The 19,968-nt window shown below is 66.2% G+C and carries 24 protein-coding genes; 3 read left to right on the top strand and 21 right to left on the bottom strand.

Annotation, left to right across the window (positions count from 1 at the left end; genetic code table 11):
• Nucleotides 1-5 precede the first annotated feature (5 nt).
• From nuoI to JOY29_RS13720, 17 genes are all read right to left on the bottom strand, one after another.
• Complete coding sequence (gene nuoI, locus JOY29_RS13800; protein ID WP_300974108.1) at nucleotides 6-488, bottom strand: NADH-quinone oxidoreductase subunit NuoI; 483 nt, start codon at nucleotides 486-488, stop codon at nucleotides 6-8.
• The gene (locus tag JOY29_RS13795) at nucleotides 485-865 is read right to left on the bottom strand and encodes a hypothetical protein (protein WP_300974107.1); all 381 of its coding nucleotides are present in this window, start codon (nucleotides 863-865) and stop codon (nucleotides 485-487) included. Before JOY29_RS13795 ends, nuoI begins: the two co-directional genes overlap by 4 nt.
• A 101-nt stretch (nucleotides 866-966) precedes the next feature.
• Nucleotides 967-2,019 carry an NADH-quinone oxidoreductase subunit NuoH gene (gene nuoH, locus JOY29_RS13790; protein ID WP_300974106.1) on the bottom strand — a complete coding sequence of 351 codons (1,053 nt, stop codon included), beginning with the start codon at nucleotides 2,017-2,019 and terminating at the stop codon, nucleotides 967-969.
• Entirely contained in the window at nucleotides 2,016-4,028 is a 2,013-nt protein-coding gene (gene nuoG, locus JOY29_RS13785) for an NADH-quinone oxidoreductase subunit NuoG (RefSeq protein WP_300974105.1), read from the bottom strand. Before nuoG ends, nuoH begins: the two co-directional genes overlap by 4 nt.
• A complete protein-coding gene (locus JOY29_RS13780; protein ID WP_300974104.1) occupies nucleotides 4,028-4,708 on the bottom strand; it encodes a hypothetical protein in 681 nt (226 codons plus the stop codon). Before JOY29_RS13780 ends, nuoG begins: the two co-directional genes overlap by 1 nt.
• Before the next feature lie 70 nt (nucleotides 4,709-4,778).
• Nucleotides 4,779-4,988 (bottom strand): hypothetical protein, encoded by a 210-nt coding sequence (locus JOY29_RS13775; RefSeq protein ID WP_300974103.1) that lies wholly within the window; start codon nucleotides 4,986-4,988, stop codon nucleotides 4,779-4,781.
• Nucleotides 4,985-6,295 (bottom strand): NADH-quinone oxidoreductase subunit NuoF, encoded by a 1,311-nt coding sequence (gene nuoF, locus JOY29_RS13770; RefSeq protein ID WP_300974102.1) that lies wholly within the window; start codon nucleotides 6,293-6,295, stop codon nucleotides 4,985-4,987. The genes JOY29_RS13775 and nuoF overlap by 4 nt, the downstream gene beginning before the upstream one ends.
• Nucleotides 6,295-6,435, bottom strand: coding sequence for a hypothetical protein (locus JOY29_RS13765; RefSeq protein WP_300974101.1), 141 nt, complete (start codon nucleotides 6,433-6,435; stop codon nucleotides 6,295-6,297). The genes nuoF and JOY29_RS13765 overlap by 1 nt, the downstream gene beginning before the upstream one ends.
• Complete coding sequence (locus JOY29_RS13760; RefSeq protein ID WP_300974100.1) at nucleotides 6,436-7,128, bottom strand: NAD(P)H-dependent oxidoreductase subunit E; 693 nt, start codon at nucleotides 7,126-7,128, stop codon at nucleotides 6,436-6,438.
• On the bottom strand, nucleotides 7,128-8,411 hold the full coding sequence (locus JOY29_RS13755; RefSeq protein ID WP_300974099.1) for an NADH-quinone oxidoreductase subunit D: 1,284 nt from the start codon (nucleotides 8,409-8,411) through the stop codon (nucleotides 7,128-7,130). Before JOY29_RS13755 ends, JOY29_RS13760 begins: the two co-directional genes overlap by 1 nt.
• Nucleotides 8,411-9,295 carry an NADH-quinone oxidoreductase subunit C gene (locus tag JOY29_RS13750; protein ID WP_300974098.1) on the bottom strand — a complete coding sequence of 295 codons (885 nt, stop codon included), beginning with the start codon at nucleotides 9,293-9,295 and terminating at the stop codon, nucleotides 8,411-8,413. The genes JOY29_RS13755 and JOY29_RS13750 overlap by 1 nt, the downstream gene beginning before the upstream one ends.
• Nucleotides 9,292-9,873, bottom strand: a complete 582-nt coding sequence (locus JOY29_RS13745; RefSeq protein ID WP_300974097.1) for an NADH-quinone oxidoreductase subunit B family protein — start codon at nucleotides 9,871-9,873, stop codon at nucleotides 9,292-9,294. Before JOY29_RS13745 ends, JOY29_RS13750 begins: the two co-directional genes overlap by 4 nt.
• Entirely contained in the window at nucleotides 9,864-10,241 is a 378-nt protein-coding gene (gene ndhC, locus JOY29_RS13740) for an NADH-quinone oxidoreductase subunit A (protein WP_300974096.1), read from the bottom strand. Before ndhC ends, JOY29_RS13745 begins: the two co-directional genes overlap by 10 nt.
• A gap of 297 nt (nucleotides 10,242-10,538) precedes the next feature.
• Complete coding sequence (locus JOY29_RS13735; RefSeq protein ID WP_300974095.1) at nucleotides 10,539-11,354, bottom strand: inositol monophosphatase family protein; 816 nt, start codon at nucleotides 11,352-11,354, stop codon at nucleotides 10,539-10,541.
• Nucleotides 11,355-11,464: 110 nt separating this feature from the next.
• Nucleotides 11,465-12,028, bottom strand: a complete 564-nt coding sequence (gene efp / locus JOY29_RS13730) for an elongation factor P (protein ID WP_300974094.1) — start codon at nucleotides 12,026-12,028, stop codon at nucleotides 11,465-11,467.
• Between the two features lie 81 nt (nucleotides 12,029-12,109).
• Nucleotides 12,110-12,778: a peptidoglycan DD-metalloendopeptidase family protein gene (locus tag JOY29_RS13725; protein WP_300974093.1), complete on the bottom strand. Its 669-nt coding sequence runs from the start codon at nucleotides 12,776-12,778 to the stop codon at nucleotides 12,110-12,112.
• A gap of 13 nt (nucleotides 12,779-12,791) precedes the next feature.
• On the bottom strand, nucleotides 12,792-13,850 hold the full coding sequence (locus JOY29_RS13720; protein ID WP_300974092.1) for a L,D-transpeptidase: 1,059 nt from the start codon (nucleotides 13,848-13,850) through the stop codon (nucleotides 12,792-12,794).
• Between the two features lie 223 nt (nucleotides 13,851-14,073).
• Between JOY29_RS13720 and JOY29_RS13715 the strand changes: the two genes are divergently transcribed.
• Both JOY29_RS13715 and JOY29_RS13710 read left to right on the top strand, forming a co-directional pair.
• Entirely contained in the window at nucleotides 14,074-14,655 is a 582-nt protein-coding gene (locus JOY29_RS13715) for an outer membrane beta-barrel protein (protein WP_300974091.1), read from the top strand.
• A 70-nt stretch (nucleotides 14,656-14,725) separates the two neighbouring features.
• Complete coding sequence (locus JOY29_RS13710) at nucleotides 14,726-15,382, top strand: HAD family phosphatase (RefSeq protein WP_300974090.1); 657 nt, start codon at nucleotides 14,726-14,728, stop codon at nucleotides 15,380-15,382.
• On the opposite strand, the gene thiE is transcribed toward JOY29_RS13710, so the two are convergent.
• On the bottom strand, nucleotides 15,369-16,052 hold the full coding sequence (thiE, locus tag JOY29_RS13705) for a thiamine phosphate synthase (RefSeq protein WP_300974089.1): 684 nt from the start codon (nucleotides 16,050-16,052) through the stop codon (nucleotides 15,369-15,371). The two genes, JOY29_RS13710 and thiE, sit on opposite strands and share 14 nt — an antisense overlap.
• A gap of 9 nt (nucleotides 16,053-16,061) precedes the next feature.
• Nucleotides 16,062-16,583 (bottom strand): hypothetical protein, encoded by a 522-nt coding sequence (locus tag JOY29_RS13700; RefSeq protein WP_300974088.1) that lies wholly within the window; start codon nucleotides 16,581-16,583, stop codon nucleotides 16,062-16,064.
• A gap of 93 nt (nucleotides 16,584-16,676) precedes the next feature.
• On the opposite strand from JOY29_RS13700, the gene JOY29_RS13695 reads away from it, so the two are divergent.
• Entirely contained in the window at nucleotides 16,677-17,825 is a 1,149-nt protein-coding gene (locus tag JOY29_RS13695) for a transcriptional regulator (RefSeq protein ID WP_300974087.1), read from the top strand.
• A gap of 15 nt (nucleotides 17,826-17,840) precedes the next feature.
• Here JOY29_RS13695 and JOY29_RS13690 read toward each other — a convergent pair whose 3' ends face one another.
• Together JOY29_RS13690 and pgk are read right to left on the bottom strand one after the other, a co-directional pair.
• Complete coding sequence (locus JOY29_RS13690; RefSeq protein ID WP_300974086.1) at nucleotides 17,841-18,728, bottom strand: fructose bisphosphate aldolase; 888 nt, start codon at nucleotides 18,726-18,728, stop codon at nucleotides 17,841-17,843.
• A gap of 16 nt (nucleotides 18,729-18,744) precedes the next feature.
• Nucleotides 18,745-19,950: a phosphoglycerate kinase gene (gene pgk / locus JOY29_RS13685; RefSeq protein ID WP_300974085.1), complete on the bottom strand. Its 1,206-nt coding sequence runs from the start codon at nucleotides 19,948-19,950 to the stop codon at nucleotides 18,745-18,747.
• Between the last annotated feature and the right edge of the window lie 18 nt (nucleotides 19,951-19,968).

The following is a 19,968-nucleotide window of genomic DNA, read 5'->3' as shown; positions in this document are numbered from 1 at the left end:
GGCGCTTAACGGTAGGCCGCATCGGCGGCAAGGTTCGCCGCGATGGCCTGTTCCCAGCGGTCACCGTTGGCGAGCAGCTTGGCCTTGTCGTAGAGCAGCTCCTCACGCGTCTCGGTTGAAAATTCGAGGTTCGGCCCTTCGACGATGGCATCGACCGGGCAGGCCTCGGCGCACAGGCCGCAATAGATGCACTTGACCATGTCGATGTCGTAGCGGGTCGTCCGCCGCGACCCGTCCTCGCGCGGCTCGGCCTCGATGGTGATGGCGAGCGCCGGGCACACCGCCTCGCAGAGTTTGCAGGCAATGCAGCGCTCTTCGCCGTTGGGATAACGGCGCAGCGCATGCTCACCCCGGAAGCGCGGGCTCTGCGGGGTCTTCTCGTAGGGGTAGTTGATCGTCGCCTTGGGCTTGAAGAAATACTTCAGGGTCAGGGCATGGCCCTTCACCAGCTCCCACAGGGTGAACGACTTGATGAACTGGGCAATCATTGCTTCCGAATTCCTTTGGCGGCCGTCCAATCGGAATCGCAGTAACTGGTCGCGACAAGTCGCGAAGTGCGGACCGGATCTTGGCCGGAAACATAGGGTCCGACGTGGCGGAGAACGCCCATGCCTTTGGCCCCATCAGGGAGCAGGATGACGTCGAACTGATAGGATGCGTCGGCTGTCTCAGGGTCGGCGAACGAGATGAGATAACGGCGGTGGCCGGCATTGAACGTGACCAGCGAGGCGAAGTGCCGCCCTCTCACCCATTCGGGGCCATTGCCGGTCACATCAAGGCCGCGACGATCGCCGGTGTTCCACCCTGCCTCGAACGTCGGCACCGTGCCCACCAAGGTGGCGTAGCTGCCGGGCGCCAGGGTCATGGGGCAGCGGAAGGCGACCCCGTGGACGGCTGGGCGGTCGCTCGGCGCCTGGCGCGTAACCGTCGTGGGTTGCGCCAGCGCCAACAGGACGAGGCCCGCGATCATCCGCCATACCTCGTCAGCATCAGCCACAGGCTGATCGCGAAGACGAAGAACAGCGACAGCGGGAGGAAGATCTTCCAGCCCAGCCGCATCAGCTGATCGTAGCGGTACCTCGGCACGGTCGCGCGGACCCAGCCGAAGATGAAGAAGAACAATAGCATCTTGGCGAACAGCCAGATGATGCCGGGGATATCGAACCAGGGCAGAAGATCGATGTTCAGTGGCGGCAGGAACCCGCCCCAGAAGAGGATGGCGTTCAAGGCGCACATCAGGATGACGTTGCCATATTCGCCGAGCCAGAAGAGCGCGAAGCTCATGGAGCTATATTCGGTCTGGAAACCGGCGACGAGCTCGCTTTCCGCCTCGGTCAGGTCGAACGGCGTGCGGAAGGTCTCGGCCATGGACGAGATGAGGAACACCACCGCCATCGGGAACAGCAGCGGGTTGAAGCCGTAGCCATTGAGGATCCCGAACACATGGCCCTGCTGACCCAGGACGATCTGGGTCATGTTGAAGGTGCCGGCGTAGAGGACGACGCAGATCAGCACGAAGCCGATCGACACTTCATAGCTGACCATCTGCGCGGCCGCGCGCAGGGCCGAGAAGAAGGGATATTTGGAGTTGGACGCCCAGCCGGCGATGATGATGCCGTAGACGCCAAGGCTGCTCGCCGCGAGGATGTAGAGCAGGCCGACGTTGATGTCGGACAGCACCACGCCGACTTCGAACGGCACCACCGCCCAGACGATCAGCGCGACGGTGAAGCTGATGATCGGCGCCAGAAGGAACAGGCCCTTGTTGGCGCTGGTCGGGACGATCGTCTCCTTGAGGAAGACCTTGAGGCCGTCCGCGAAGCTCTGCAGCAGGCCGAACGGACCGACAACGTTGGGGCCGCGACGAAGCGCGATGGCGGCCCAGATCTTGCGCTCGGCATAGATGATCATCGCCACCGCCAGCATCAGCGGAAGCGCGATGAGCAGGATACCGGCGATGGTCGCGATGAACCACGACCATTCGTAGGTCAGGCCCCAGCCCTGGAAGGTAGCGGTCATTCGGCGGCCTCGGCGAAACTCTGTCCATGGATCAGCTCGGCGGAGCAGCGCTGCATGGTCGGGCTGGCGCGGCTGATCGGGTTGGTGAGATAGAAATCCTTGACCGGGAGCGTCACCGGCCCGCTCGCTTCCGCAGCAAGCTTCGGCGGCGACCATGGCATGGCGATCAGGCCGTCGGTGCCGAGCTGCGGCACTTCGGCGATCATCGCGGCGCGGAGCTGGTCGAAGCGGTCGAAGGGAAGCGGCTTGCCGACGAGGTCGCTGACGGCCCGCAGGATGGTCCAGTCCTCGCGTGCTTCGCCGGGCGAGAAGCTGGCCTTTTCGGCGCGCTGCACGCGGCCCTCCATGTTGACGAAGGTGCCGTGCTTCTCGCTGTAGGCGGCGGCCGGAAGGACGAGGTCGGCCTGACGCGCGCCCTTGTCGCCATGGTGGCCGATGTAAACCTTGAAGGCCCCTGCGAATCGCTCCGGCGCGACTTCGTCGGCACCGAGCAGCAGCACGAGCTCGGGCGCGGCGGCCTCGAGATCGGCGATCCCGCCCTTCTGCGCAAAGCCGAGCAGAAGGGACGCCATGCGGCTGGCGGCGGTGTGGATGACATTGAAGCCGTTCCAGCCGTCCTTGATCAGGCCGAGCGGTTCGACCAGCGCCAGCGCCGCGCCGAGCGCGCCCGCGCCGAGCGCGCCCGGGCCGACGATCACCGCCGGACGCTTCGCGGCGGCAAAGGCCTCGGTCACGGCCGCAGGCAGCTTGCCGAGCAGCGACAGATCATCGCCGATGTCGGTAACGGGGAAGGTGAGGTCGACCGCCGGTCCGATGCTGAACACCGGCGCGCCCTGGCGGCGGACCGCCTTGCGCAGCCGCGTATTCACCAACGGGGCTTCCCAGCGCGGGTTGGTGCCGATCAGCAGGATGGCGTCAGCGTCTTCGATGCCCGTGAGCGTCGAATTGAAGGCCACCGCCGAGAGACTGGTCACGTCATAGTCGAGCCCGGTCTGGCGCCCTTCGAGGAGGGTGGACCCCTGCCCCTCCAGCAGCTTCTTCACCGCGAACATGGTCTCCGCATCGACGAGGTCACCGGCGATCGCCGCGACCTTCGACCCGGCGCTGCGCAGCTCGGCCGCGAAGACGTCGAGCGCCTCCGCCCAGGTGGTGGCGCGAAGCTTGCCGTTCTCGCGCATCCACGGGCGGTCGAGGCGGTTGCGGACTAGCGCGTCGGCATGATGCCGCGTCTTGTCGCTGATCCACTCCTCGTTCACGTCCTCGTTGATGCGCGGCAGGATCCGCATCACCTGCGGCCCGCGCACGTCGAGGCGGATGTTGCTGCCGACCGCGTCCATCACGTCGATCGACGGAATCTTGCGCAGCTCCCACGGCCGATATTCAAAATTCTGCGGCGCCTGCAGCAGCGCACCCACCGGGCAGAGGTCGGCGAGGTTGCCGGAAAGCTCGCTGGTCAGCGCCCGCTCCAGATAGGCGGTGATCTGCGCATCCTCGCCGCGGTAGAGCATGCCGATCTCGGGCGTCCCCGCCACTTCCTCGGCGAAGCGCACGCAGCGGGTGCACTGGATGCATCGGGTCATGGCCGTCTTGATGATCGGCCCCATATATTTGTCGTCGACCGATCGCTTGTTTTCGTCGAAGCGGCTGGACGAGCGGCCATAGGACATGGCCTGGTCCTGCAGGTCGCATTCGCCACCCTGGTCGCAGATCGGGCAGTCGAGCGGGTGGTTGATGAGGAGGAACTCCATCACCCCTTCCCGTGCCTTCTTGACCATCGCCGTATCGGTGCGGATCACCTGATTGTCGGCCGCCGGAAGCGCGCAACTCGCCTGCGGCTTGGGCGGCCCCGGCGACACTTCGACCAGGCACATGCGGCAATTGCCGGCAATGCTCAGCCGCTCGTGGTAGCAGAAGCGCGGGATCTCCTTGCCGGCAAGCTCGCACGCCTGCAGCACGGTCGCCCCTGCGGGGACCTCGATTTCTTGTCCGTCGACGGTGACCTTGGGCATCAGTTTGTTCCTGCAGTCGGGCGAGCGCCCGTCGGGCCGGCGGCCAGGCGATAATAGGCCAGCGCCATGCCAGCGCGCAGGTGCGTTCGGTTAAAGGCAAGGGTCTGGCCCTGCTGAACGCAGCCGGCGATCCGTGGCGCGAGGGCCTTGAGCTTGGCCATCTCGTCATCGGAGTCGATCTTCGACTTGAGCACGGCGAGCGTGGAAACGGGATCGGCGCGGGATACGCACTCCCCGAGGGCGGCGTGCTGCGCCTCGGCTTGCGACACCTGCGCGTGTAGTTGAGCGGCGGCGGCATCCGTCGGCACGTCGGGGACAGGCTGGGTGATCGTCCACTCGAGTGGCGGAACCGAAGCAAAGGAGTCGCGCTTGAAGCGATCATTGTTTCGGACGATCAAGGCTTCCGCCAAAGCGGCGCGGGAGCGCCACGCACGCATCCGCATCTGGCCTCCCCGCAAGCCGAGGCACTTGCCATCGAACAGGCGTCGAAAGTCGCGTTCCGGAAGACGCTCACCGTCGTTCATGAGCACGAAGCGCGCGGCAAGGTCCGGCTCGAGCTTGGCGGAGCAGCGGGCATAGGCCTGGAGGACCTGCCGCGTGTCGGACGCAACCGCTTCACGCCACTCGTTCTTGCCAGACGGCGCGGTGGCGATGGCGACCAGGATGACCGGAAGGATCATTCTGCCGCCTCCACCACGGTCACACCCGCGCAGACCTCGATTTCCTGACCATCGACAATGACCTTAGGCATCAGTCGCCTCCTCCGCCGCCATCGCCGCCACCGCCATCACCGCCGTCACTGTCGCCGTCCGAACTCTTGTCCCTGGAGGAATAGCCACCTTCGTAACCGCCATCGCCATACTGTCGCGCGCCCTGCCGCTTCACGCGACGCAGCGCTGTCAGGGCGTAGAGGAACGCCACCGCCGACAGGATGAGAATGACGAAGAGGCTCAGGCTCACTCAGCCGCCTCCAGCATCGCGCCGCCGTTGCGCTCGGCGATGCGACGCTCCAGCTCGGGGCGGAAGTGCTTGATCAGGCCCTGGATCGGCCAGGCCGCCGCGTCGCCCAACGCGCAGATGGTGTGGCCTTCGACCTGCTTGGTGACGTCGTAGAGCTTGTCGATCAGCTCAGGGGATCCGTCGCCTTCGCGCAGCCGCTCCATGATCCGCCACATCCAGCCGGTGCCTTCGCGGCACGGGGTGCACTGGCCGCAGCTCTCATGCTTGTAGAAATAGCTGATGCGGCTGATCGCGCGGACGATGTCGGTCGACCTGTCCATGACGATGATCGCCGCCGTGCCGAGGCCGGACCCAAGCGCCTTCAGCCCGTCGAAGTCCATCGGTGCGTCCATGATCTCGGCCGCTGGCACCAAAGGCACCGAGGAGCCGCCGGGGATCACGGCGAGCAGATTGTCCCAGCCGCCGCGGATGCCGCCGCAATGGCGGTCGATCAGCTCGCGGAAGGAGATGCTCATGCTCTCCTCGACGACCGTCGGCTTCACCACATGGCCGGAGATCTGGAAGAGCTTGGTGCCCTCGTTCTTCTCGCGCCCGAAGCCGGCGAACCAGGCCGCGCCCCGGCGCAGGATGGTCGGGACGACCGCGATGGACTCGACATTGTTGACGGTCGTCGGGCAGCCATAGAGGCCGGCGCCCGCCGGGAACGGCGGCTTCAGGCGCGGACGGCCCTGCTTGCCTTCCAGGCTCTCCAGCATCGCGGTCTCTTCGCCGCAGATGTAGGCGCCTGCGCCGCGATGGCAGAAGATGTCGAAGTCGTAGCCCGACCCCGCCGCATTCTTGCCGACCAGGCCCGCGGCATAGGCCTCCGCGATCGCCTTCTCGAGCGCCTGCGCTTCGCGAATATATTCGCCGCGGATGTAGATGTAGCAGGCTCGCGCCCGCATCGCGAAGCTGGCGATCAGCGCGCCTTCGATCAGCTTGTGCGGATCATGGCGGATGATCTCGCGGTCCTTGCAGGACCCCGGCTCGGACTCGTCGGCGTTGATGACGAGGAAGTTCGGTTTACCCGGCTTCGGCTCCTTGGGCATGAAGCTCCACTTCATGCCGGTCGGGAATCCCGCGCCGCCCCGCCCGCGCAGGCCCGAAGCCTTGACCGCGTCGATGATCGCGTCGGGGCCGTCGGCCATCAGCGCCTTGGTATTGTCCCAGTCGCCCCGCGCCTGCGCCGCCTTCAGATCGGGCGACTGGAAGCCGTAGACGTTGGTGAAGATGCGGTCCTTGTCCGCGAGAGGCCCGGTATAGCCCATCAGTTGAACACCCCGGCAAGCGCGAGCGCGACCAGGACCACGATGCCGAGCACCACGAACTTGATCACGCCCTTGACGAATTTGAGGACGATGAGGCCGGCGACCACGCCGACGATGATGCCGAGGACGGTGCTATCCACTTAGGCGTCCTCTCCGGCCGGCGCATCGGCCCACATCGGACGATAGTCATAGTTGCGCTCGGTCATCTTCTTGAGGTTGGTCGGACCACCTTCCGCGCAGCTGGTCTGCCGCCCGATCTGCGAACCCGCCTTGACCGGCTTGCCGGACGCGAGCGCGTCGAGCACTGCCGTCATGCTGGCCTCGGTCAGATCCTCGAAATTGTCGTCGTTGATCTGGACCATCGGTGCGTTGGCGCAGGCGCCCAGGCACTCGACCTCGGTCAGGGTGAAGAGACCGTCGGCGGTCGTCTTTCCCTTCTTCATGCCCTTGGCATAGCAGGCCTTGAGCACGTCGTCGGAGCCGCGCAGCATGCACGGCGTCGTGCCGCACACCTGCACATGATACTTTCCGACGGGCACCAGGTTGAACATGGTGTAGAAGCTGGCGACCTCCATCGCCCGCACCGGCGGCAGCCCGCATTCGGCGGCGACAAACTCGATCACGGGAATCGGCAGCCAGCCCTGCGTTCCCGTCTCTGCACCGACCTGCCGCTGGGCGAGGTCGAGCAGCGGGATCACGGCCGACGCCTTGCGCCCTTCCGGATACTTCTGGAGCGCGCGCTGGGCCTCCGGCGCGTGCGCCTTATCCCAGGTGAACCCGCCCCAGCGCTCGCGCAGCTCGGGGACGTCGGGGGCGAAGTGACGCTCGGCCATTAGCGGTCACACTCCCCGAACACGATATCCATCGCACCCAGCACCGCCGTCGTATCCGCCAGCATGTGACCTTTCATCATGAAGTCCATCGCCTGCAAATGGCTGAAGGCGGTCGGGCGGATCTTGCAGCGGTAGGGCTTGTTGGTGCCGTCGCTGACCAGATAGACGCCGAACTCGCCCTTGGGGCTTTCCGTCGCGACATAGACTTCGCCGGCCGGCACGTGGAAGCCCTCGGTGTAGAGCTTGAAGTGGTGGATGAGCGCCTCCATCGAGGTCTTCATCTCGGCGCGCTTGGGCGGGAAGACCTTGCGGTCGTCGGTGCCGATTGGCCCCTGCGGCATCTCGTTCAGGCACTGCCGGACGATGCGCCAGCTCTGGCGGACCTCCTCCACGCGGCACATGAACCGGTCGTAGCAGTCGCCGCTGGTGCCGACGGGAACGTCGAACTCCATCCGGTCATAGACTTCGTAGGGCTGCGACTTGCGGATGTCCCAGGGGATGCCCGAGCCGCGGATCATCGGGCCCGAGAAGCCCCAGGCGATGGCATCTTCCTTGCTGACGATGCCGATATCGACGTTGCGCTGCTTGAAGATGCGGTTGTCGGCGACCAGGCTGATCGCGTCCTCGAACAGCTGGAGCCGGTTGTCGAGGAAGTCGCCGATGTCGTTCAGCACCTTGGGCGGAATGTCCTGGTGGACCCCGCCGACGCGGAAATAATTGGCGTGCATGCGCGCGCCCGACACGCTCTCGTAGATCTGCATCAGATCCTCGCGAAGCTCGAACATCCACAGGTTCGGAGTCATCGCGCCCACGTCCATGACGTGGGAGCCGAGGTTCAGCATGTGGTTCTTGATGCGGGTCAGCTCCGCCATCATCACCCGAATATACTGGGCGCGCAGCGGGACCTCGAGGCCCATCAATTTCTCGGCCGCGAGCACGAAGCTGTGCTCCATGCACATGGGCGAGCAGTAATCGAGGCGGTCGAAGTAAGGGATCGCCTGGGCGTAGGTCTTGTATTCGATCAGCTTCTCGGTGCCGCGGTGAAGCAGCCCGACGTGCGGATCGCAGCGCTCGACGATCTCGCCGTCCAGCTCCATGATCAGGCGCAGCACGCCGTGCGCGGCCGGATGCTGGGGCCCGAAGTTGATCGTGTAATTGTTGATCGCCTGGTCGCCCGGCTCAAGGTCGGGAATGACCCCGACCTCGACCCGGCGGGTCTGCTTCTGGACCTCGTTCGCGGTCAGCGAGCCGTTGACCGGCAGCGTGTCTTCCTGGATCGGCATTACTGCGCCTCCCCGCTGTCGCGGGTCACCTTGCTGCTGTCGGGCAGCGGTTCCTTGATGTCGGTGGTCCTGCCGCCGACGTCGGCCGACTTGGCCTCGTTGGACTTCCGCGCCTCGCCACTGGCTTCGGCGGCGCCGGACGTCTTCCGGTCCTCATTGTCGGTATTGTACGGCTTCTCGCCGCCGCGCTTGCCGGCACCAGCCGCAGGAACGACCTTCGGTGCTTCAGCGGTGGCCGGCGCCGGGGTCGGCGCGCCGGCTGCCTGCGGCTCGGCCTTCTCGTCACCCGGCAGCCGGTATTCCGGCCCGTTCCAGGGCGTCAGGAAGTCGAAGGCACGGAAGTCCTGGGCGAGGCTGACGGGCTCGTAGACCACGCGCTTCTCGGCTTCCGAATAGCGCATCTCGGTGAAGCCGGTCAGCGGGAAGTCCTTGCGCAGCGGATGCCCTTCGAACCCGTAATCGGTAAGAATCCGGCGGAGGTCCGGATTGCCGGCGAAGGTGACGCCGTAAAGGTCAAACACCTCGCGCTCGAGCCAGCCGGCGACCGGCCAGAGGGTCGTCACGGTCGGCACCGGCGTGACCTCGTCGGTCCGCACCTTGACCCGGATCCGGCGGTTCTGCGTCAGCGACAGCAGGTGGTAGTTGACCTCGAACCGCTCCGCATTATCCGGATAGTCGACCCCGGCTATCTCCATCAGCTGCTGATACTCGAGGCCTGGCGTGTCACGGAGCAGCCGGCAGGCCTCCGCAACACCTTCGCGCACGACGGTCAGCGTGACCTCGTCGGCGGCATGCTTGGTCTCGATGATGAGGTCGCCGAGCGCGGCAGTCGCCGCCTCGATCACGCCCTCGTCGGAAGCCGTCTTCGGCGCTGAGTGGCTCACCGCTCGATCGTCCCCTCGCGGCGGATCTTCCGCTGCAATTGCATGATGCCGTAGAGCAATGCCTCGGCGGTCGGGGGACAGCCGGGGACGTAGATGTCGACCGGCACGATGCGGTCGCAGCCACGCACCACCGAATAGCTGTAGTGATAATAGCCGCCGCCATTGGCGCAGCTACCCATCGAGATGACGTAGCGCGGCTCGGCCATCTGGTCGTAGACCCGGCGCAGCGCCGGCGCCATCTTGTTGCACAGCGTGCCGGCGACGATCATCACGTCCGACTGGCGCGGGCTAGCGCGCGGGGCGACGCCGAAGCGTTCGAGGTCGTAGCGCGGCATGTTGACGTGGATCATCTCCACCGCGCAGCAGGCGAGGCCGAAGGTCATCCACCACAGCGACCCGGTGCGGGCCCAGGTGAAAAGGTCCTCGGCGGAGGTGACGAGGAAGCCCTTGTCGTCGAGGTCCTTGCCCATTTCGGTCAGGCGCTGGTGCTCGGGGCTGCCCGGGACCAGTCCGTAGGCGCGGGCGAGCTCCTCCTCGGTCGGATAAGGGTTCGCCGCGGGGTCGAGCATCACTCCCATTCGAGCGCTCCCTTCTTCCAGGCATAGGCAAGGCCGAGCGCCAGTTCGGCGAGAAACACCATCATCGCGCCCCAGCCGAGCCAGCCCGTCTCGTCGAGCGTCACCGCCCACGGGAACAGGAAGGCCGCTTCGAGGTCGAACACGATGAACAGGATGGCGACGAGATAGAAGCGGACATCGAACTGGCTGCGCGAGTCCTCGAACGCCGGGAAGCCGCACTCATATTCGGTGAGCTTCTCGGCATAGGGCTGGTCGGCGCCGGTGAACTTGGACGCGATGATCGGCGCGATCACGAACACCAGGCTGAGCGCCAGGGCGACGCCCAGGAACAGCAGGATCGGCAGATATTGTGCGGCGACTGCGGCCACGTGAGACTCCGGTACTTTCAGCTTGGGCGCCCTCTAGAGCAGCGCTCTTTCCGACACAACATGTCAGGGCCCGGATTCAGTTCCCTTCGGACGCTCAGTGGGCGGCTCCCCGGAAGCGATCGGCAACGGGTCGGACGCCATGACGGAAGAGGAACGAGCAGACACGCTTGAACTGTAGGACTTCGTGCGGCATAACTAACCATGCTGGCACATTTTCCTTTAGCCGCGTATCCTTGGCGCCGCGGCCTGCTCACCGGAAAGTGGACGAACTGGACGCTATGCCTTTTTCCCCGCGGATCAGCCCCGCAGCGCGCCCCCGAGCAGCTTGTGGAGGCGGCTGTGGAGATCGCCGTTGGCGGCGAGATATTCGCGGCGCTCCATCATCCGGTCCTGGCCGCGGAAATCGCTGACGAAGCCGCCGGCTTCCTTGACCAGCAGCATGCCCGCCGCGCTGTCCCACGGATCAAGGTCGTCTTCCCAGAAACCGTCCATCCGGCCGGCGGCGACCCAGGCGAAGTCGAGGCTGGCAGCGCCGAAGCGGCGGATCCCGGCTACTTCGGGCGCAATGGCATTGTAGATCCGGGTCCAGCGTTCGGAATCCGACCGGCCAAGGTGCGGGATCCCGGTGCCGATCAGGCTTTCGTCGAGGTAGCGCCGTGCCGAGACGCGCAGGCGGCGGTCGTGGAGCCAGGCGCCCCGCCCCTTCTCGGCCCAGAAGGTCTCGTCGGTCAGCGGCTGGTAAACCAGCGCATGGGTGATGTCCGGCTGGCCGTTGGGCTTCTTCTCCTCGACCGCGATCGACATGGCGAAGTGCGGAATGGAGTGGAGGAAGTTGGTGGTCCCGTCGAGCGGATCGATGATGAAGCGCGGCTTGGCCGGATTGCCCTCGATCTCGCCGCCTTCCTCGAGCAGGAAGCCCCAGTCCGGACGCGCCGCCCTCAGTTCGGAAACGAGCGTCTCCTCGGCGCGCTTGTCGGCCATGGTGACGAAGTCGCCAGGACCCTTCTTCGACACCTGCAGCTCGCCCACCTCGCCGAAATCGCGGCGGAGCTTCGGCGCCGCCTTGCGCGCGGCCTTCTGCATGACGGCGATGAGACCGGAGTGGGAAACCATGTCATTCTCCTCCCCTCCCGCTCGCGGGAGGGGCTGGGGGAGGGATTGTCTTCGAGGAAGGCGGCGAACAGGCCCTCCCCTGCCCCTCCCGCGAGCGGGAGGGGAAAAGCTCAGTCCGCGCGGCGGACGTAGGTCTGCTCGTAAACGTCGACGACGATCCGCGTTCCGCTCGAAATGTGCGGCGGGACCATGACTCGCACGCCATTGTCGAGCACGGCCGGCTTGTAGCTGGACGAGGCAGTCTGGCCCTTCACCACGGCATCGGCCTCGACGATGGTCGCTTCGATGGTATCGGGGAGCTGCACCGAAATGGCTTCCTCCTCGTAGAGCTCCATCACCACGTCCATGCCGTCCTGAAGGAAGGCTGCCGCATCGCCGAGCAGGTCGCGCGGCAGGCTGACCTGGTCGTAGGTCTCCTTGTCCATGAAGACGAGCATGTCGCCTTCGGGATAGAGGAACTGGAAGTCCTTGGTGTCGAGGCGGACGCGCTCCACCGTCTCGGCCGAGCGGAAGCGGACGTTGTTCTTGCGGCCATCGCGCAGGTTCTTGAGTTCGACCTGCATGTAGGCGCCGCCCTTGCCGGGCTGGGTGTGCTGGATCTTCACCGCACGCCAGATACCGCCTTCATATTCGATGATGTTGCCGGGACGAATGTCCACGCCGCTGATCTTCATGCGCGATCCGCTTTCCGCTTAACGAGGTTGAAAGAGCCTCCGGTCCCCGCCCTGGCGAGTTCCGGCATCTTGGGCCGGCCTCTAGCGGCTGGCCGTCTTTCCGGCAAGCAGGGGGTAAGGGTTGATTGGCGCTCCCTGCCACCAGCGCTCACCCGGACGCATCCGGTAGATGGCATAGTGGAGGTGCGGGCCAGACGGGCTGGCGTTGCCGCTGATCCCGACCGTTCCGATCTGGTCGCCACGACGGATTCGCTGCCCCTCCCTCAGGCCCGGCGCATAAGAATCGAGGTGAGCGTAATAATGGAGCCAGAGGCCGTCCAGCGAGCGGACATAGGCCGTGATCCCGCCGCCGCCCCGGGAGAAATAAAGCTTCTCGACCAAGCCGTCACTGGCCGACACCACCGGCGTCCCGCGCGAAGCCATGATGTCGATCGCATTGTGGATGCGGCTGCCGCCACCGCGACTCTGAGTGTAGGTGTCGACGAGGTCGGGAGCCTCGATCCCCGCGACGGGGACCACGAGCCCCGACGCGGCGAAGGTCAGCGACCCCGGCGGAAGCCGTGATGCCACCCGCGGTGCACCGGCGGCGGGGTCGATCCCGGCCCTTCCCGCCGTCTCCGACAGCATGGCCACCGCCGCCGGCGGCGGGTCGGCCGTCGAAGTGACATTGCGCCACCAGAGCCAGGCGCCGAACGCCAGCACGGCGAACACCACCGCATTGCCGAACACGCTCAGCGCTCGTCCGCTCATCCTGGGTCTTCCGTCAGGCCTGGAAGATGGCGGTGAAGCCCGGCTTCATGATCCGGCTGAGACGCATCACGTCCCAGTTCGACAAGCGGATGCAGCCCGAGCTTTCGGCCCGGCCGATGGTCGACGGGCTGTCGGTGCCGTGAATGCCGTAATGCTCCTTGGTCAGGTCGAGCCAGGCCACGCCGACAGGTCCGTTGGGACCCGGCGGAAGCATCTGCTGCGTGTCGTCCTCGTCGGTTCCCTGAAGCAACTCGGGCTGATAGTTGAAGGGCGGCTCGAAAGCGTAGGTGGTCACCTTCCAGCGGCCGATCGGAAGCGGATATTGGGCCGACCCCATGGTAACGGGAAATTGTGCAACCAGCTTGCCAGCATCGTCGCCGAGCTTGTTGGACGTCGGCACTTCGCCCTCATAGACGCGCATCACGCCTTCGCTCTTGTCGACCACGATGAAGTCGCCGCTCGGCTGATTGGGATCGACGTTGAAGAAGCTGAGCAGGCGCTGCTGCTTGTCGTCGATCGCGCCGGAATAGTCGCGGGCTGAGGGAAGGACGTTGGGCAGGCGCAGTGTCTGGCCGGTGCCGATCAACTTGTCGGGGCCATTCAAGGCAACGATCGTCTGCGGCGTCGTGTGGAAGCGCTCGGCCAGCTTTTCCAGCATGTTGCGATAATGGAGCCCGTCGAGCTTGGCCTGATCGGCGGCTTCCTCGGGGAAGGGAAGGACGAACGGACCGCCGACGTCGTTCTCGGTCAGCTGGAGCATCCGGGTCGAAGGTCGTTCAAGCTGAAGGAGGGCGGCGCGGGTCGCTCCATCGAGTTCGCCGGTGACCGGAAGGCCGCGACTCTGCTGGAAGCCGCGGACGGCCTGTCCGAACACCGTGCCTTTCTTGCCATCGATGACCCCGCTCGGGAAGCCGGCGATGTCGAGTAGCACCTGGGCGTGGAAGACCTGCCCGTCGATCGGCGAACCGGGTGTCCCCGGGGCCACCCAGGCGGCCCGTTCCTGCATGGCTTGCGTCGGCCCCGACTGACCTGCCTTGGCGACGGCGGCATCGGCCTCGTGATTGTGGGCCATGGCCACGCCGGCGACCGCCAGGGTCAGTGCCGAAGCAACGGCGAGATGTTTGTGACGCGTGACTGGCAAGTGATGCCTCCGATGCGATGTGCTTTCCTTGCACCCGTAACGACCAAAGGACGGCTTCTTTCCCCCGCGGTCTTGTTCCAGCTGCAACCCGTCTTTAAGCGGCCGCCCCGGCGGCACCCGCTGCCTTCATTCATTCCCAAGGGGGGAAGTGACAATGCGTACTCTCATCGTGAGCGCGATCGCGCTCGCGGCGGCGACTCCTGCCGCCGCCCAGACTGCCACCGGCAGCACCAACAATTTCGACGGCGCCCGCATCGAGGCTCGCATCGGCTGGGAAACCCCGACCGTCAGCGGCGACGGCGACGTCTACAAGCTCGGTTCGGCCGTCAGCTACGGCGCCGAAGTCGGCTATGACCTGGCGATTTCGCCGACCGTCACCGTCGGCCCCTACGCCAGCTGGGAGCAGAGCTCGGTCGAGCTGGAAGACGATTTCTCGTCCGTCTCGATCAAGGTCGGCCGCAACTATCAGCTCGGTGGCCGGGTCGGCTTCGGTCTCGGCAACATCAACCTCTATGGCAAGGTCGGCTATTCGAACATCAAGCTGAGCCTCGAGGGCGCCGGCGCCGACGACTACAGCGACACCAAGGGTGGCATCGGCGGCGGCCTCGGCGTCGAGGGCAACATGGGCAAGAACGCCTATTGGGGCATCGAGGGCAACTACTCGGACTTCGGCAAGTTCGAGGGCATCAACCTGCAGCGCCGCCAGCTGGCGGGCAAGGTCGGCTTCCGCTTCTAAGCGGCTGCCCTGGAAGCACGAAGAAGGGGCGTGGCCAGCAACGGTCGCGCCCCTTTCTCGTTGAGCCCTGATGCTTAAGGCCATTCTCTTCGACATCGACGGCACGCTGGTCGACAGCAACAACTACCATGTGCTGGCCTGGGCGGAGGCGCTTCACGCCGCCGGCCACGATTTTCGCCTCCGCGACCTGCACGACCAGATCGGCAAGGGTGGGGACAATTACGTCAAGGCGCTCCTGCCCGAAATCGGCGAGGAGAAAGCACAGGCGCTGCGCGACGCGCATTCGCGGCTGTTCAAGCAGCACTACTTTCGCCGGCTGAAGCCCTTCCCCCATGCCCGCGACCTCCTCAGCCGGTGCAAGGACCAGGGGCTGAAGGTGATGCTCGCCTCGTCGGCCAGCGGCGAAGAGCTCGATCATCATCTCGACGTGCTGGACGCGCGCGATCTCGTCGACGGCTTCACCAGCGCGGACGACGTCGGCTGCTCCAAGCCCTGCCCGGAGGTGTTCATCACCGCTTCCGCCAAGGCGGGGGTGGCGCCGGCCGAAGCCATGGTGGTCGGCGACACGCCGTGGGACGTCGAAGCGGCAAACGCGGCTGGCATCGCCACCGTGGCCGTGCGCTCCGGCCTCTTCTCGGACCCGACGCTGGCCGGTGCCATCGCCATCTACGACGATGTCGCGGACCTGCTCGCCCGCTTCGACGACAGCCCGCTCAACCGCGCTTGAGCACCGGCGCGAAGGCAGCGACGGCCGCGGCGGGATCGGCGGCGTCCCACACCGCGCTGCAGACGGCGAGGAAGTCGGCGCCCGCCTTCACCAGCGGGCCGCCGTTGGCGGGCGTGATCCCGCCGATCGCCACGCAGGGGATCTCGAACAGGGTCGCCCACCAGCCGAGGATGTCGAGCTCGGGCACGTGCCGCACCTCCTTGGTCGTGGTCGGGAAGAAGGCCCCGAAAGCGACATAGTCGGCACCGGCTTCGCCCGCTTCCATGGCGAGGTGCCGGCTGTCGTGGCAGGTGACCCCGATCTGGGCCGCCGGACCGAGCAGGGCACGCGCCTCCCGCGGGTCGCCGTCCTTCTGCCCGAGGTGGACGCCGTCGGCGCCGATCCTCTTGGCAAGGCTCATGTCGTCGTTGACGATGAAGGCGACCTCAGCGTCGGCGCAGATACGCTGCAGCGGCTCGGCCAGCTTGGCCAGCGCATGCTGGTCCATGCCCTTCACCCGCAGCTGGAAGGCCGAGACCGGTCCGGCAGCAAGCGCCGCCCGCAGCCGGTCGGGGAAATCGCCGCCGACCTCCTGCGGGCTGACCAGGTAGAGCATGGCATCGCCCCTGCCCTGCGCGTCGAACCGGTCGGCGAAGCCGGTAATGGAAAGCTCTAGTTCCTCATCGTCCATGGCGCCTCCCTAGCGCTTCGCCCCCGCCCGGAACAGGGCCCCGCCGAACAGCCAGAAGAGGGCGAACACCATGGTAAATCTGGCGCCGAGCGGGTCGATCCCGATGCCCCCGAGGGCAAGGCCGAACTGGACGGCGGCGGCGATGAGCATGACGATGGTCATGCCCGATGGTCGGAAGCGCGTGACGAAGGCGCCGCCGATGAAGACGAGGATGGGGATGAGGAACAGCTGATTGTAGGCGTCGTCCTCGTTGCCGATCATGCCGACCGCGAGGTTGACCCATATCGTCAGGAAGCAGGTCACCACGCCGACTACGGCGCCAAGGCGGACGAAGGCATTGCCGGACCGGCGCACCAGGAATTCGATGGCGAGCCCGACCGTGCCGAGCATGATGCCCATGGCGATGAAGTCACCGGGGGTCCATGGAAATCGCAGGATAGCGGGAAGCGACAGCAGGGTGGCGACCAGACCCCAGCCAAAGATCCGCCAGGGATTAAGGAAGGGACGGCGCGGCTTGCCGGTGACGGTCATGGGAAACATCCTGTCGTTAGTCGATGATGCTTGTCCACCTGCCCCTGGCTCTGCTGAAAGGCATGAGCGGGAGATGAGCCTTTGCTGACGGGGATGAGCAATGCGGTGCTGGAGTTCGGCGGCTTCCGCCTGGAAGCTGCGGAACGGCGTCTGAGCCGTGACGGGGCGGCGGTCGAGGTCAGCCAGCGCTACCTCGATGCCTTGCTCCTGCTGGCGCGGCATCCGGGCGAGCTGATCACCAAGGACCGTTTCATGGATGAGGTCTGGCGCGGGGTGCCGGTCACCGACGAAGCACTCACCCAGTGCATCCGCTCGCTCCGCAAGGCCCTTCGTGACGAAGCCGCGCGTCCGAAGTTCATCGAGACGGTGCCCAAGCACGGCTATCGGTTCGTGGCGGCGGTACGGGAGGTGGGGGGTCCTGATGCTGCAGCGGTGGCGGGCGGCGGGAACGATATGAGCGGGGTCGAAGCCACCACTATCCCCGCGGCTCTCCCGCAAGCAACATCAACTCACCCGGCACTTGGCGGCCTGAACGCCAACCCGTCTTCGAACCCACCCTCCGCCCCAGCCGAGGTGCTGCTTCTTGCCGGGGCCGGGCTGGCAGGCGGGGGAGCGGCGGGGCTGATCGGGGGAATTGGCTATGGCCTGCTCGCCGCGACCGATCCGCCTGCCGGGACCGGCGCCATCTCGATCCTGCTCGTGATGACCTGCGTCTGCCTGCTGGTCGGGCTGCTTGCAGGCGTCGGCGTGGGGTTGGGCATTGCCGCCGGCAGGCTGGTCGGGCCGGGGCGCCTGTTCCCGCTGATGCTGGGCGGGGCCATCGGTGGGTTGGTGGTCGGCTCGTTCGGGCGGCTGATCGGGCTTGATGCCTTTTCCCTGCTGATCGGCAGCCGTCCGCTGGCAATCACAGGCGGGAGCGAGGGGCTGCTGATCGGCGCACTTGCCGGCGCCGCCTTCTGGCGGGTGGAGCAGGAGCGGGACGCGCTACCCCCGCAACTGGCAGCGGTTGGTGGGCTCATCGGAGCGGTCGCGGGCCTGCTGGTCACGATCGGCGGTGGCAAGATGATGGCGGGAAGCCTCGCCGGCCTCGCCGCCGCGCATCCCGAAGCACCGCTCGGCCGCCTGCTTGGCGATCTGTCGCCGCTGCTGCTTACGGCGGCGGGCGCGATCGAGGGGGCGATCTTCATCGCCGCCCTCGCGCTCTCCTTCAGCCTCGTGCTGCGGAGCCGCCGCGCAAGCTGATTCCGCAGCCCGGGATCAGGCCACCGAGGCGGCGTGGATCTCGTCGATGGCGGTGCCGAGCGTCTTGTCGAACTCCTCGTCAGACTGCTGGTGGCGCAGGTCCGACAGGAGCGCGCGGCTGAAGCTCGCGATCATGCCGGGGTTCTGCGCAAGCTGCGCGCAGGCATCAACCCGGCTGAAGCCGCCCGACAGCGCCACGACGCGAAGCACGCGCGGATGATCGATCAGCGGCTGGAACAGGCCGGCTTCTGCAGGGATGGACAGCTTGAGCATGACCTCGCTGCCTTCCGGCAGGCGATCGAGATGGCGGAGGATCTCGTCACGAAGCAGCCGGTCGCAGGCGTCGCGATCGGCGCTCTTGATGTTCACTTCCGGCTCGATGATCGGAACGAGGCCGTGGCGGAGCACCTGGGTCGCGACCTCAAACTGCTGGGCGACCACCGCCGCGATGCCCGCCTCGTTGGCGAGATTGATGACCGAGCGTTCCTTGGTCCCGAACACGCCGAGATCCTTGGCGCGGGTGAGCAAGGCGTCGAGCTCCGGCATCGGCTTCATCAGCTGGACGCCGTCACGCTCGTCCTCGAGGCCCTTGTCGATCTTGATGAAAGGGACGATCCCGCGCTCGGTCAGCGCGGCCGGGGTCGGCTTCCCGTCGACCTCGCCGTCCATCGTGCGCTCGAACAGAATGGCACCAATCACCTTCTCGCCCGAGAAGCAGGGCGAGGTGATGATCCGGCTGCGCATCTGGTGGATGAGGCCGAACATCTCCTCCTCACCCGAATAGGCGTCTTCCTCGACCCCATAGCCCTTGAGCGCCTTGGGGGTGGAGCCGCCCGACTGGTCGAGGGCGGCGATGAACCCCTGTCCGGCTGCGATCTTCTCGCGCATGTCGTTGAACTGCATCGGTCTTTACTCGTCCTTATTGCTGCTGGAGCGCCGCCACGCCGGGCAGCGTGCGGCCTTCCATCCACTCCAGAAAAGCCCCCCCGGCGGTAGAAACGAAGGTGAAGTCGGCGGCGACGCCGGCATGGTTGAGCGCGGCGACGGTGTCGCCTCCGCCGGCGACCGAAACCAGGCTGCCGTCCTGCGTCAGCGCAGCAGCAATGCGGGCGAGCGCCACCGTGGCCGTGTCGAAGGGCGGGGTCTCGAAAGCGCCGAGGGGCCCGTTCCAGACGAGGGTCCGGCAGGTCTTCAGGGCGTCGCCGAGCGCTTCGACTGCCGCCGGGCCGACATCGAGGATCATCTCGTCCTCGGCGACTTCGTGGACGTTGCAGGTGCGCAGGCTTGGCGGGTTGGCGGCGAACTCCTTCGCGACCACTACGTCATAGGGCAGGTGGACGGTGCAGTTCGCTCGATCGGCGGCGTCGAGGATGGCTTCGGCCTCGCCGGTCAGGTCATGCTCGCACAGCGATCTTCCGACCTTGACCCCGCGTGCGGCAAGGAAGGTGTTGGCCATGCCGCCGCCGATGATCAAATGGTCGACCTTGCCGACCAGATGGCCGAGTACGGCAAGCTTGGAGGAAACCTTGGCCCCGCCGACGACGGCTGCGACCGGCCGTTCGGGGCTGCCAAGGGCGGCTTCAAGCGCCTTCAGCTCCGCTTCCATCGCCCGGCCTGCAAAGCTTGGCAGCAAGTGCGCTACGCCTTCGGTCGACGAATGGGCGCGATGCGCGGCCGAAAAGGCGTCGTTGACGTAATAGTCCCCAAGCGCGGCGATGCTCCGGCTGAGATTGGGATCGTTCTTCTCTTCGCCGCCATGGAAACGCGTGTTCTCCAGCACCGCGATCGACCCAGGGGTCATGGTCGAGACCGCACGCGCCGCATATTCGCCCGCGCAATCCTCGACGAAGCGCACCGAACGTCCGGTGAGGTCGGTCAGCGGCTTGACCAGCAGTGCGGTCGACATGTCCGGGCGGTTCTGCCCCTTCGGCCGGCCGAAATGGCTCAGCAGCAAGACCACGGCGCCGCGGTCCGACAGCTCGAGCATGGTCGGGAGCGCGGCCTGCAGCCGGGTGGCGTCGGACACGGCCCCGTCCTGCATGGGCACGTTCAGGTCAACGCGAACGAGGACGCGCTTGCCGGTGAGTTCGGTGGGGAGGTCGTCGAGAGATTGGAACTTGGGCAAGTCAGATTTCCTAACGTC

It is taken from the genome of Sphingomonas sp. LHG3406-1, from assembly GCF_029637485.1.
Taxonomy (GTDB): domain Bacteria; phylum Pseudomonadota; class Alphaproteobacteria; order Sphingomonadales; family Sphingomonadaceae; genus Sphingomicrobium.
The sequence above is the reverse complement of the archived record's forward strand: the minus strand, read 5'-3'. Positions and strand labels throughout refer to the sequence as shown.

Bases quoted from the DNA above. Each gene is read 5' to 3' on its own strand.
- nuoF (WP_300974102.1), bottom strand. From the start codon at position 6,295: ATGGGCTATACCGGGCCTCTCGCGGACAAGGACCGCATCTTCACCAAC.
- JOY29_RS13725 (WP_300974093.1), bottom strand. From the start codon at position 12,778: ATGAGCGGACGAGCGCTGAGCGTGTTCGGCAATGCGGTGGTGTTCGCC.
- JOY29_RS13735 (WP_300974095.1), bottom strand. From the start codon at position 11,354: ATGGTTTCCCACTCCGGTCTCATCGCCGTCATGCAGAAGGCCGCGCGC.
- JOY29_RS13700 (WP_300974088.1), bottom strand. From the start codon at position 16,583: ATGACCGTCACCGGCAAGCCGCGCCGTCCCTTCCTTAATCCCTGGCGG.
- JOY29_RS13715 (WP_300974091.1), top strand. From the start codon at position 14,074: ATGCGTACTCTCATCGTGAGCGCGATCGCGCTCGCGGCGGCGACTCCT.
- JOY29_RS13710 (WP_300974090.1), top strand. From the start codon at position 14,726: ATGCTTAAGGCCATTCTCTTCGACATCGACGGCACGCTGGTCGACAGC.
- JOY29_RS13690 (WP_300974086.1), bottom strand. From the start codon at position 18,728: ATGCAGTTCAACGACATGCGCGAGAAGATCGCAGCCGGACAGGGGTTC.
- thiE (WP_300974089.1), bottom strand. From the start codon at position 16,052: ATGGACGATGAGGAACTAGAGCTTTCCATTACCGGCTTCGCCGACCGG.
- efp (WP_300974094.1), bottom strand. From the start codon at position 12,028: ATGAAGATCAGCGGCGTGGACATTCGTCCCGGCAACATCATCGAATAT.
- nuoI (WP_300974108.1), bottom strand. From the start codon at position 488: ATGATTGCCCAGTTCATCAAGTCGTTCACCCTGTGGGAGCTGGTGAAG.
- JOY29_RS13695 (WP_300974087.1), top strand. From the start codon at position 16,677: ATGAGCAATGCGGTGCTGGAGTTCGGCGGCTTCCGCCTGGAAGCTGCG.
- JOY29_RS13745 (WP_300974097.1), bottom strand. From the start codon at position 9,873: ATGGGAGTGATGCTCGACCCCGCGGCGAACCCTTATCCGACCGAGGAG.
- JOY29_RS13760 (WP_300974100.1), bottom strand. From the start codon at position 7,128: ATGGCCGAGCGTCACTTCGCCCCCGACGTCCCCGAGCTGCGCGAGCGC.
- nuoH (WP_300974106.1), bottom strand. From the start codon at position 2,019: ATGACCGCTACCTTCCAGGGCTGGGGCCTGACCTACGAATGGTCGTGG.
- JOY29_RS13720 (WP_300974092.1), bottom strand. From the start codon at position 13,850: ATGGCCCACAATCACGAGGCCGATGCCGCCGTCGCCAAGGCAGGTCAG.
- nuoG (WP_300974105.1), bottom strand. From the start codon at position 4,028: ATGCCCAAGGTCACCGTCGACGGACAAGAAATCGAGGTCCCCGCAGGG.
- JOY29_RS13780 (WP_300974104.1), bottom strand. From the start codon at position 4,708: ATGATCCTTCCGGTCATCCTGGTCGCCATCGCCACCGCGCCGTCTGGC.
- JOY29_RS13755 (WP_300974099.1), bottom strand. From the start codon at position 8,411: ATGCCGATCCAGGAAGACACGCTGCCGGTCAACGGCTCGCTGACCGCG.
- JOY29_RS13795 (WP_300974107.1), bottom strand. From the start codon at position 865: ATGACCCTGGCGCCCGGCAGCTACGCCACCTTGGTGGGCACGGTGCCG.